Below are 11,754 nucleotides of genomic sequence, written 5' to 3'. Positions count from 1 at the left end.
CTGTCTGCTTCGTTTTCTTCACCGCGTCAGCAGCGAAGAACCGAACTATACGCCCCATCACAAAACCAGTCAACACCCAATTTCAAAAAAAATTAAAAATTTTCACAACTATCTGTATTTAAATAATTTAAAATTTATTGGATTTTATCGTTCGATAGATAAAACAGATACCCAAAGATAAATACTCCTGCGGCTTTACTCTTAATTGCCACATTCAAACACTCTATATCTCTATATTACTGGCGCTTTAGTCCCATCTACTCTTACAATCTCTACTTTCTCCAATAAAACAATCATAAATTTAGAATAGTCCCTATTATGAGTAACGAAAAGATTCAACAAAAATTTGAACAAGCATATCACTCTTTTATTGAAGAGGAAAATTACGAGGAAGCGCTAAAACGTGCCGAGATTCTTTGCCTTCTCAATCCCCAATCAGTCGAATATCATCATAAAGTTGCTTATGCCTATCTGAAGCAATTGAAATGGGAAAAAGCCATTGAGGCTGAAATGAAAACGCTAGAGCTGGATAGCACCTATATTCCTGCTTTGGATTTACTTGCACATGCTTACGGCGCTCTAGATAACTGGGAAAAAACCGGGTTTTACGGTCATCAGGCTTTGGTTCTAAAAGATAAAGCCATCCCAGACCTAGAACATGAAATCACTCCAACACCAGCTCCAAAAAACGGCAAACGGATTATTTCCTTTTCTTTATTTGGCAATAATTCCAAATATATTGAGCCTGCCGTATTAAATACCCAGCTTGCGCCTGTGCTTTTCCCCGGTTGGACATGTCGTTTTTATGTCGACGATTCTGTATCAGCTGAAGCTATTCAACGATTTAGAAATAACGGTGCCGAAGTGATTAAGGTTGGCGCACCGTTGGATAACTGGCCGGGTACAATGTGGCGCTTTCTTGCCATCAATGATCCCGAGGTTGAATACGTTATTTTCCGTGATGCAGATTCTATTATTTGCTATCGTGATGCTGCAGCCGTATCCGAATGGATAAAAAGTGGCACCCTATTCCACACTATTCGCGACTCAGGCTCGCATACTGCCCTGATTCTTGCGGGTATGTGGGGGGCTAAAGCGGGTGCAGTCCCAGATATGCAGGAAAGAATTCAAAACTTTGTTGACGAGGGCTACCCTTCCAGACATTTTGCAGACCAAGATTTTCTAGAAAAAGAATTGTGGGCCTATATCCGTCAGAATCTGTTTGCACATGACAGATTATTTGATTTCTGTAATGCACATGAAATTCCCGGCGAGTTCTACTCTAATTATCAAATCGCTTTCAGCGAAGGGGTCACCAGCTTTAACGCAACGACTGATTATGAAGACGGCAGTCTGGCAAGATGGACGCTGTACTCCAGTGCTTCGCCTTTGGTCAATCCGGACTACTCGCTCAATGTTGTTCCTGAATTTAAAGTCTGCAGTTATGTGACTGAAGTGAAAAACGGAGCGGTTTCAGCATTCTTACCAAAGAGATATGGTAATGCGATTAAAGCAAAACTGGCCAGAATCAACATCGAACAAATCTAATTTGATTTGATTCCTATATATCTCATTTAATGAACCCGTTATTTATGAGCAAACACATTCTCCTCGGCATTACTGGCGGTATTGCGGCGTATAAATCTTGCGAACTGGTCAGACTACTGAAAAAGCAAGAACATTCTGTATCAGTGGTAATGACGGATTCTGCGACGGAATTTGTCTCCCCACTGACTTTCCAAGCTTTAACCGGCAACCCTGTTTTATCGGATACCTATTCAGGTGCTTCCAATAATGGCATGGCACACATCAATCTGACGCGTGAAGCTGACGCATTTCTTATTGCACCAGCCACCGCCAACACGATTGCCAAAATTGCCAACGGATCGGCAGACAACCTGCTGACTACTTTGATTGCAGCCAGAAAATGTCCTTTGGCCGTTGCGCCTGCAATGAATGTCGAAATGTGGAGCAACCCTGCCAACCTGCGCAATATTGAGCAGCTGGTTTCAGACGGCATTACCGTGTTTTACCCAAACAATGGCGAACAGGCTTGCGGCGAAACAGGCACTGGCAGGATGGTCGAAGCGGTCGATCTGGCTGATTTGCTAGAGGATTTATGGACACCCAAGCTACTGAGCGGTAAAAAAGTTCTGATTACAGCCGGCGCAACGTTTGAAGCCATCGATCCTGTTCGCGGCATTACCAATATTTCCAGCGGACAAATGGGCATAGCTTTAGCGCGTGCCTGCCGTGCTGCCGGAGCGGAGGTCACGCTGATTTACGGTCAAATTCAGACGGCCTTGCCCGCAGGCTTAACTCATTCTGAACAGGCTGTCAACGCAGAAGCCATGTATCAGGCGGTTCATCGCCATATTCCGAAACAAGATGTCTTTATTTCCGTTGCAGCTGTTGCAGACTATAAAGTCAAAAACAGCAGCAACGAGAAACTGAAGAAAAACGGCAATCAGCCCCCGGTTATCGAACTGACGGAAAATCCGGATATTCTCGCATCCGTTGCCGCCTTGCCTTCTCCACCATTCTGCGTCGGCTTTGCTGCAGAAAGCCATCAGGTTTTGGAATTTGCACGGGCAAAACGTTTGCGCAAAAACGTACCGATGCTGGTGGCCAACCAAGTTTCCGTTTCCATGGGTAAGCCAACCAATCAAATCACCATTATTGATGACCTTGCCGAAACCTCATTTCCAGAAACATCCAAACGCCAAGCAGCAGATGAAATCGTCAAACGCCTGGCTGAATTATTGGCTTAATCAAACAAAACAAAAGGCCGTCTGAAAATTTTTCAGACGGCCTTTGTTCAAACACATTAAATCACAATCCCAATTCACGCAGAAAACGAATATCGTCTGCCCAACCGGATTTTACTTTCACCCAAATCTTCAAAAAGACTTTGGTATCAAACAATTTTTCCATATCAAGGCGTGCTTCAGTAGAAATTTTCTTCAATTTCTCCCCACCCTTGCCAATCAAAATCGCCTTTTGGCTGTCTTTATCGACCAACACTGCGATATAAATGCGGAACAGTCCGCTTTCCTCTTCCTCAAACTGCTCCACTTCAACATTCATCGCATACGGCAACTCTTCGCCCAAATAGCGGAACAATTTTTCGCGCACAATTTCCATCGCCAGGAATCGGCTGGATTTGTCCGTCACCATATCTTCCGGATACATCGGGATACTTTCCGGCAGATAAGGCTTGAGCAATTCCAGCAGATTGGCAATACGCAGGCCATGTTTCGCGCTGACTGCCTCGCTAGCGGCAAATTCAAACTCTTGGCGTACTTCATTGATAAAAGCCTCAAGCGCAAATTTATCTTTGGCTTTATCTTTATCGATTTTATTGACTACCAATACCACAGGCGTATGCTTAGGCAACTGCTTTAACACCACGCGATCGGCATCGGTAAAGCGCATGGCTTCCACCACAAAAACCACCACATCCACGCCGCTCAGCGCTTCGGTTACGTTTTGATTAAGACGGTCATTCAAGGCATTGCGGTGATTGGTTTGAAAACCCGGCGTATCGACAAACACAAATTGCGCCGTGTCGTCGGTGTAAATACCGGTTACACGGTTGCGCGTGGTTTGTGCTTTTTTACTGGTAATACTGATTTTCTGACCGATTAAATGGTTCATCAGCGTGGATTTACCGACATTCGGACGACCCACGATGGCCACAAAGCCGCAACGATAATCGGTCGGGTGTTGCGACTCATTTTGCAAAAAGGTTTCGATATCCATTTATATATGACTTTCTTGATTGTTTCAGACGGCCTTTGCATTTTCTCAAAGGCCGTCTGAAATATTATTTTTTAGATTTTTTCAAAGGAAACTTCTGTTCCAACCATTCTAAGGCTTCACATGCCGCTTTTTGCTCGGCCACTTTCCGACTGCTGCCGCGTGCATTGCAGATGAAACCGAGTTCGCCCAAATCGCAGGAAATCACAAACATCGCATCAGCCGTCTGCTCCGCCTGCTCTTCGATTCGGTATTTCGGCAGAGCAAAGCGGCGTGCCTGCAAGGCTTCCTGCAAAGCAGTTTTACTGTCTTTCTTGCCGATATTCAAATCCGCACGTTTCACGCGTTCCGCAAACAAATGGCGAACCACTTTTTCCGCCGCAGAAAAATCAGCATCAAAACTGACCGCCGCAAACATCGCCTCCATCGCGTCTGCCAAAATCGAAGGCCGTCTGAAACCGCCGCTCTTCAACTCGCCGGCACCCAAATACAAACCGTCGCCGACATTCATTTCCAACGCGATTTCAGCCAATACACCTTCATTCACCAAAGCCGCTCGCATCCGCGACAACTCGCCTTCCGACAATTTCGGAAACGCGTCAAACAACATCCTCGCCACGGAATAGTTCAAAATCGAATCGCCGACAAATTCAAAACGCTCATTGTGTTTGGCATTGTAGCTGCGGTGGGTCAAAGCCTGCTGAAGCAGCTCCATATTGCGGAACTCATAGCCCAGACGCTTTTGAATCGCTCGATGCGCCTGCTGTTTGAGCAAATCAGGTTTCATTCCATACTTTCAAAAAACAGCCCGAAAATACGCCTCATCCGCAGTGAAACAAAATAAAAAGGCTACACCGGCAACTTTTTTATTTTGGCTCATTGTTTCTTGCGTCCCTCAAGCCGATAAACAATCAAAAGCCGTCATGTTCAAACCTGACGGCACTTACCGACATTGTACCATCAAACCGCCCCTGCACACATCCGTGCGGAAAAGCGGCGAATCGTGTAAAATCATGCCAAATCATCTCTTTGTCAACCCCATGAACAAATTTGCCCAAGCATTGGCCGCAGCGCTCGACCGCTGTATCGTCACCAACACCGTCGCCGAACAAGGCGAACCTGTCGGCTTCCTCTACCGCGAAGCCCCCGTATTTGAAAACGACAGCGGCTGGCGTATTTTCAGCGGCGACGAAACTGACGAATACACCGACAATCCCGACAATTTCAGCATTGTCAGCCTCTCCGCCATTACCGCAGATAATCCCGATATCGCGCCCCTGCTGACTCAGGCAGAAGGCAGCGCGTGGGAATTAAACGAAGACGGCGAGTTCCAAGCCGTTGCCGATTGGCAGCCGCAAGAATAACCCATTCCCATTTCGTTTCAGACGGCCCTCTTTATAATAAGGCCGTCTAAAACCGAGCCGAATCCCTATTTCACAAATATTGAAGGAATCATCATGAACATTATCGAACCACGCCTCGATGGCACCAACCTGCGCATCGGCATCGTTCAAGCCCGCTTTACCAACGAAATCGGCAGCGAAATGGTCAAAGTTTGCTGCCGCACCCTAAAAGAATTGGGCGTAGCCGAAGACAACATCACGCTTGCCACCGTTCCCGGTGCGCTTGAAGTGCCTATCGCGCTGATGAACCTTGCTTCATCCGAACAATTCGATGCCCTGATTGCCATCGGCGTTGTCATTCGTGGCGAAACCTACCACTTTGAATTGGTATCCAATGAGTCCGGCGCAGGTGTCAGCCGCGTTGCCCTTGACTACAACATCCCTATCGCCAACGCCATCCTGACGACTGAAAACGACGAACAAGCCGTTGCACGTATCGAAGAAAAAGCCTCCGATGCCGCCAAAGTTGCCGTAGAATGTGCCAACTTGGTCAACCATCTTTTGTCAGAACAATACGAAGACGAAGAAGAATAAGCTTCTCCCCGTATTGAATACCGCATATTTTCAGACGGCCTCTCAATCATGACATTGAGGCCGTCTGAATCATTCAATATTCAGCCGACAACCATCGGCACTCTCTTCACAAGGAATACCCATGAAAAGCCCACGCCGCCGCGCACGCGAGCTTGCCGTACAAGCTATTTATCAAGCAGGCATCAACAAAACCGCCGCTCCCGAAATCGCCAAAAACATCCACGAACTGTCCCAAACATCCAATATGGATGAAGAGCTGTTCAACAAACTGTTTTTCGGCGCACAAACCCATGCCGAAGAATACATGGAAAAAATCAGCCCCCTGCTCGACCGCGACGAAAAAGACCTCAGCCCTATCGAACGCGCCGTTTTGCTGGTTGCCTGCCATGAGCTGAGCACCATGCCTGAGACCCCCTACCCCGTCATCATCAATGAAGCCATCGAAGTCACCAAAACTTTCGGCGGCACCGATGGCCATAAATTCGTCAACGGCATCCTCGACCAACTGGCTTCCCGCATCCGCCCTGACGAACCGCGCCGCAAAGGCTAAGGATTAACTTCACATCAGGTCGGGATTACCGATCTTTGCCCTGTTTAAGTTAATGTGCTTATGCAGCCAAACCATCAAAAAGGCCGTCTGAATTTCAGACGGCCTTTTATACTTCGATTTATTCTGATTTTGGCATTTCATAACCGGGACAGTTTTGCTTGTCGCTGCTTGCCCAGATGATGCCGCTGTCGTTGTAAAAAACGGTACAAGTTTCATCGGCATTGGTTTCTTTATTGGGTACAGCCTTCAAAATATAACCTGAATCGGAAGGATTAGGCATAGAAGCCGTACCTTCGGAAAACCTAATATTGAAATATTGATTCTGCTGTAAGGTTTCAGGAGGAAATTTCTTAAATGTACTTTTTTGAGTGTAATAGCGTTCGAGCTGTTGGGCGTTATGCAGCATCTGCGTACGGACGGCAGCAAGGCGCGTTTGGCGGATGTAGTTTTGATAAGACGGATATGCGATGGTAGCAAGAATGGCTGCAATCACAACGACTATCAGCAGCTCGATAAGCGTGAAGCCTTGTTGGTGTTTCATTGTATTTATGTCGTAAATAATTAGAATAAGACGTGGATATTATAGTAGTTTTCTTGCGGCTTAAATGTTCAAATTCGGAGGGAGTTTGGGAATTTATGTAAATGAGGTGCAAGTTCTGAAAAATGTTTACTACCCTTTATTTTTTATTTCAATAAGTTAAACTTCAATTTGAGCCGACCGTCTCTTGGTCGAACTTGGTCTTTACAGTAAAATCCAGTTGTTTTTTTGTTTCTATCAATACATCTGTTGCTTGTCTGCGACGTTATTTTATTGAATTGGTTCTTTTTATATGTCTAAAGTTTTCAAGTGGGCGGTCGGTACGGCTGTTGTGGTAGCAGCGGCTTTCGGCGGCTGGTCTTTGATGAAGCCTGAGCCTCAGTCTTCTTTTATTACAGAAGTAGTCAAACGCGGCGATATCCGTCAAACCGTGTCGGCAACCGGCGAAATATCGCCTTCCAATTTGGTATCCGTGGGCGCGGAGGCTTCAGGTCAGATTAAAAAACTGTATGTGAAACTGGGCCAACAAGTTAAAAAAGGCGATCTGATTGCAGAAATCAACTCAACCAATCAGATCAATACCTTAAATACCGAAAAATCCAAACTGGAAACCTATCAGGCAAAATTGGTTTCTGCCGAAATCGCGCTTTCCAGTGCGGAGAAAAAATATAAACGCGAACTTGCCTTATGGAAAGAGCAGGCAACTTCCAAAGAAGACTTGGAATCTGCACAAGACTCTTTAGCCGCAGCCAAGGCCAATGTCGCCGAACTGAAGGCCGCCATCAAACAATCCAAAATCTCCATCAATACGGCCGAATCCGAACTGGGCCATACACGGATTACCGCCACCATGGACGGCACCGTGGTCGCTATTCCTGTTGAAGAAGGCCAATCCGTCAATGCGGCGCAATCCACCCCGACCATTATCCAGCTGGCCAACTTGGAAACCATGTTAAACAAAATGCAGATTGCCGAGGGCGACATCACGAAAGTCAAAGCCGGTCAGGATATTTCGTTCACCATTTTGTCCGAGCCGGATACTCCGATTAAAGCGAAATTGGACAGTGTCGACCCCGGCCTGACCACCATGTCTTTGGGCAGCTACACCAGCAGCACGGACACGACTTCCAATGCGATTTACTACTATGCCCGCGCCCTTGTGCCGAATAATGACGGCAAGCTCTCCATCGGCATGACCACTCAAAACACGATCGAAATCAACGGCGTGAAGAATGTCTTACTGGTACCGACACTGACTGTAAAAAAGCATAACGGCAAATCATTTGTCAGCGTTTTGGGTGCAGACAATAAAGCTGTTGAGCGTGAAGTGACTGTCGGCTTGAAAGACAGCATGAATACCGAAATCAAAAGTGGCTTGAAAGAAGGCGAAAAAGTGATCATTTCTGAAATGAGCGCAGATGAAAAGAATAAGAGCAGCGAACGCGCGATGATGGGCGGCGGCCCTCCTCGCTGATTGATTAAGGCCGTCTGAAAGATTTGGCTGTGTTTCAGACGGCCTTAGTTCCTGTATTTCTATTTTTCGCCCGGAAAGATTATGAGTTTAATCGAATGTAAGAATATCAACCGTTTTTTCGGTAGCGGTGAAAACCGTGTGCACGTATTGAAAGATGTCAGCCTTTCTATTGAGAAAGGCGACTTTGTGGCGATTATCGGCCAGTCCGGTTCAGGCAAATCGACGCTGATGAATATCTTGGGCTGTCTGGATACCGCCACTTCCGGCTCTTATCAAATCGACGGCATCGAAACATCGCAAATGCAGCCGGATGAGCTGGCGGCTTTGCGCCGTGAGCGTTTCGGCTTTATTTTCCAGCGTTACAACCTGTTAAGCTCGCTGACCGCCCGAGACAACGTCGCCCTGCCTGCCGTATATATGGGCATGGACAGCAAAGAGCGCGTGGAACGTGCGGAAAAACTGTTGGGCGATTTGGGTTTGCAAAATAAAGAAGGCAACAAACCCAGCGAGCTTTCCGGCGGTCAGCAACAACGCGTTTCGATTGCCCGCGCGTTGATGAACGGCGGCGAAATCATCTTTGCCGACGAACCAACCGGCGCATTGGATACCGCCAGCGGTAAAAATGTGATGGAAATCATCCACAAGCTGCACGAAAACGGGCATACCGTGATTATGGTCACCCACGATCCGGGCATTGCGGCAAACGCAAACCGCGTCATTGAAATCCGCGACGGTCAGATTATTTCGGATACGTCTAAAAATCCCGACATTCCACCCAGCAAAGTGGAGAGGATTAAAGAAAAAGCTTCCTGGTCGTTTTATTACGATCAATTTATGGAAGCATTCAAAATGTCTGTGCAGGCGATTATGGCACACAAAATGCGTTCGCTGCTGACCATGCTGGGGATTATCATCGGTATCGCTTCGGTGGTATCGGTAGTGGCCTTAGGTAATGGCTCGCAACAAAAAATCCTGGAAGACATTAACTCGATGGGCACAAACACCATCAGTATCTTCCCCGGCCGTGGTTTTGGCGACCGCCGCAGCGGACGAATCAAGACACTGACGATTAATGACGCAAAAGCCATCAGCCAACAAAGTTACGTCGCCTCCGCCACCCCTCAAACCAGCTCCGGCGGCACCTTAACCTACCGCAACACCGACCTGACCGCCTCACTTTACGGCGTAGGCGAACAATATTTCGACGTGCGCGGTTTGAAATTGGAAGAAGGCCGTCTGTTTGATGATGACGATGTAAAAACCGATGCCCAAGTCGTCGTCATCGACCAAAACACCAAAACCAAACTCTTCGGCGAAGGTGTCAATCCTTTAGGCAAAACTATCCTTTTCAAAAAACGCCCGTTAACCGTCATCGGCATTATGAAAAAGGATGACAACTCATTCGGCAATTCTGACTCGCTGATGCTTTGGTCGCCATATACAACGGTCATGCACCAAATTACCGGCGAGAGCTATACCAACTCCATCGTTGTCAAAATCAAAGACGATGCCAACACGCAAGTTGCCGAAAAAAGCCTGACCGAGCTGCTGAAAGCACGCCACGGTACAGAAGACTTCTTTATGAACAACAGCGACAGCATTAAAGAAATGGTTGAAAGCACAACCGGCACCATGACGCTGCTGATTTCTTCCATCGCGGTCATCTCTTTGGTGGTCGGCGGTATCGGCGTGATGAACATCATGCTGGTCTCCGTTACCGAGCGCACCAAAGAAATCGGCGTCCGCATGGCAATCGGCGCACGCCGCAACAATATTTTGCAACAGTTCCTGATTGAGGCCGTCTTAATCTGTATCATCGGCGGTCTGTCAGGCGTATTGTTGTCCGCAAGCATCAGCCTGGTGTTCAACTATTTTGTTACCGACTTCCCGATGAGCATTTCCATGACTTCCGTCATCGGCGCAGTTGTCTGCTCCACCGCCATCGGCGTCGCATTTGGCTTTATGCCTGCCAACAAAGCTTCCAAGCTCAACCCGATTGATGCGCTGGCTCAGGATTGATTATGTTTCAGACGGCCTATTATTTTAGGGCCGTCTGAAATGCTGTTACCCGAAAGATTTTTTATGAAGACGAAACCTTTTTCCCAAGCAGCCTTATCATTGGCTGTTGCCCTTGCCCTAAGTGCGTGCGCCGCACCTAAAGCCAATCCGAACCTGACGCTGGAAGCAACCGGCCAAGTTATAAGCGCGGCGGAAACTGCCGAACGCTACGATGTCAACGGCAACTGGTGGGAAATTTACCAAAGCCAGCAGCTTAATGCGCTGATGGAGCAAGCGTTGGCCAACAATGTCGATTTGAAACAGGCGGCCATCAGCGTCAACAAAGCTTTGTATCAAGCCAATATTTTGGGCGCGGATTTGGTGCCTTCGTTCAGCGGCTCATTGGGCGCAAACGCTTCTAAAAACCTGAAAACCGGCAGCCACGGCAATACCTTCAGCAGCCAGCTTGGTTTGAGCTACGAATTGGATCTGTGGCGCAAACTCAGTGCCACTGCCGATGCGCAGGTATGGGAATACCAAGCCACGCATGAAGACATGGCCAACACACGCCTGACTTTGATTAATAATGTCGCCGATGCGTATTTCAATATCGCCTACCTGAACGAAGCCATCGAGTTGGCGCAAAAATCGCTGAAGCAATATCAGGAAATCAACCGCATTGCGAATGCCAAGTTCCGCTACGGTCGTGCCGACTCAAGCCAGCCAACCCAAGCCAAACAGTCATTGCTGAGCGCAGAAAACAGCCTGTTGTCTTTACAAAACAATTTGGATACGCAAAAACAGGTTTTGCGAAATTTGTTGAATTTAAGGCCGTCTGAAAACATGGCCGCCGATCCGGCACAATTCCGCCTGTTGCCGGTCAGAGGCGTGAACTTGGACGTACCGATTACCGTTTTGGCCAACCGCCCCGATCTGCGCGCCGCCGAATACCGCCTGCAAGCGTCGCAACAATCGGTCAACGCGCAAAAACGCAGTTGGTATCCGTCGATTACTTTGGGCGCAAGTTTGAGTACGTCTTCCGATAAAGCGAAAAGTACGTTCAATATCCCCATGTTGGGCGGCTCGGCCACCATCAATCTGCCTTTCCTTAACTGGCAGACCATGAAATGGAAAGACAAAACCGTACAAGCGGAGATGGACAGTGCCAAGCTGAATTTTGAAAAAGCCCTGACCACCGCACTTAACGAGGTCAACACCAACTACCTTGCCTACAAAAACGCGCAGGCCAGTCTTGCCAATCAGGAACAACGTTATCAGTTGGACAAGAAAAACAGCCATTACTATCAAGTACGCTACCAACACGGTAAAAACGAGTTGAAAGACTGGCTGGAGGCTTTGAATTCAGAATACAGCTCGGCTCAAAACCTGCTAAACCAACACTATGAAGCCTTAAAATACGAAAATATGGTGTATAAAGCCATGGCGGGACGTTATACGCCGAAATAGCATTTTCAGACGGCCTTTGGTTAATTTCCGT

At 47.5% G+C, this 11,754-nt stretch carries 12 protein-coding genes; 9 read left to right on the top strand and 3 right to left on the bottom strand.

Going from position 1 to position 11,754, the window contains the following annotated elements; genetic code table 11:
• From ACTHR7_RS06945 to coaBC, 3 genes are all read left to right on the top strand, one after another.
• The coding region (locus tag ACTHR7_RS06945) for a hypothetical protein (RefSeq protein WP_293205148.1) at positions 1-181 on the top strand (181 nt) is incomplete at its 5' end.
• Between the two features lie 137 nt (positions 182-318).
• Entirely contained in the window at positions 319-1,548 is a 1,230-nt protein-coding gene (locus ACTHR7_RS06940) for a tetratricopeptide repeat protein (protein WP_107868297.1), read from the top strand.
• Positions 1,549-1,592: 44 nt separating this feature from the next.
• Positions 1,593-2,771: a bifunctional phosphopantothenoylcysteine decarboxylase/phosphopantothenate--cysteine ligase CoaBC gene (gene coaBC / locus ACTHR7_RS06935; RefSeq protein ID WP_440370566.1), complete on the top strand. Its 1,179-nt coding sequence runs from the start codon at positions 1,593-1,595 to the stop codon at positions 2,769-2,771.
• A 61-nt stretch (positions 2,772-2,832) separates the two neighbouring features.
• Here the strand turns inward: coaBC and era are convergent, their stop codons facing one another.
• A complete protein-coding gene (gene era, locus ACTHR7_RS06930) occupies positions 2,833-3,762 on the bottom strand; it encodes a GTPase Era (RefSeq protein WP_036493257.1) in 930 nt (309 codons plus the stop codon).
• A gap of 64 nt (positions 3,763-3,826) precedes the next feature.
• Positions 3,827-4,546 (bottom strand): ribonuclease III, encoded by a 720-nt coding sequence (gene rnc, locus ACTHR7_RS06925; RefSeq protein WP_003748556.1) that lies wholly within the window; start codon positions 4,544-4,546, stop codon positions 3,827-3,829.
• A gap of 253 nt (positions 4,547-4,799) precedes the next feature.
• On the opposite strand from rnc, the gene ACTHR7_RS06920 reads away from it, so the two are divergent.
• The 3 genes from ACTHR7_RS06920 to nusB all read left to right on the top strand — a co-directional run bounded on the left by ACTHR7_RS06920 (position 4,800) and on the right by nusB (position 6,246).
• Entirely contained in the window at positions 4,800-5,123 is a 324-nt protein-coding gene (locus tag ACTHR7_RS06920; RefSeq protein WP_003748560.1) for a DUF2185 domain-containing protein, read from the top strand.
• 93 nt (positions 5,124-5,216) lie between these two features.
• On the top strand, positions 5,217-5,696 hold the full coding sequence (gene ribH / locus ACTHR7_RS06915; protein ID WP_314593965.1) for a 6,7-dimethyl-8-ribityllumazine synthase: 480 nt from the start codon (positions 5,217-5,219) through the stop codon (positions 5,694-5,696).
• A gap of 121 nt (positions 5,697-5,817) precedes the next feature.
• Positions 5,818-6,246, top strand: coding sequence for a transcription antitermination factor NusB (gene nusB / locus ACTHR7_RS06910; RefSeq protein WP_049350952.1), 429 nt, complete (start codon positions 5,818-5,820; stop codon positions 6,244-6,246).
• Positions 6,247-6,364: 118 nt separating this feature from the next.
• Here nusB and ACTHR7_RS06905 read toward each other — a convergent pair whose 3' ends face one another.
• Positions 6,365-6,787 carry a type IV pilin protein gene (locus ACTHR7_RS06905; RefSeq protein ID WP_107769533.1) on the bottom strand — a complete coding sequence of 141 codons (423 nt, stop codon included), beginning with the start codon at positions 6,785-6,787 and terminating at the stop codon, positions 6,365-6,367.
• Between the two features lie 289 nt (positions 6,788-7,076).
• On the opposite strand from ACTHR7_RS06905, the gene ACTHR7_RS06900 reads away from it, so the two are divergent.
• The 3 genes from ACTHR7_RS06900 to ACTHR7_RS06890 all read left to right on the top strand — a co-directional run bounded on the left by ACTHR7_RS06900 (position 7,077) and on the right by ACTHR7_RS06890 (position 11,723).
• The gene (locus ACTHR7_RS06900) at positions 7,077-8,258 is read left to right on the top strand and encodes an efflux RND transporter periplasmic adaptor subunit (protein ID WP_440370565.1); all 1,182 of its coding nucleotides are present in this window, start codon (positions 7,077-7,079) and stop codon (positions 8,256-8,258) included.
• An 81-nt stretch (positions 8,259-8,339) separates the two neighbouring features.
• Positions 8,340-10,277, top strand: a complete 1,938-nt coding sequence (locus ACTHR7_RS06895) for a MacB family efflux pump subunit (RefSeq protein WP_440370564.1) — start codon at positions 8,340-8,342, stop codon at positions 10,275-10,277.
• A 63-nt stretch (positions 10,278-10,340) separates the two neighbouring features.
• A complete protein-coding gene (locus tag ACTHR7_RS06890; protein ID WP_440370563.1) occupies positions 10,341-11,723 on the top strand; it encodes a TolC family protein in 1,383 nt (460 codons plus the stop codon).
• Positions 11,724-11,754 lie beyond the last annotated feature (31 nt).

Origin of the sequence: Neisseria sp. P0007.S010 (assembly GCF_051962875.1) — a bacterium.
In the GTDB taxonomy this organism is placed as follows: domain Bacteria; phylum Pseudomonadota; class Gammaproteobacteria; order Burkholderiales; family Neisseriaceae; genus Neisseria; species Neisseria subflava_A.
The sequence above is the reverse complement of the archived record's forward strand: the minus strand, read 5'-3'. Positions and strand labels throughout refer to the sequence as shown.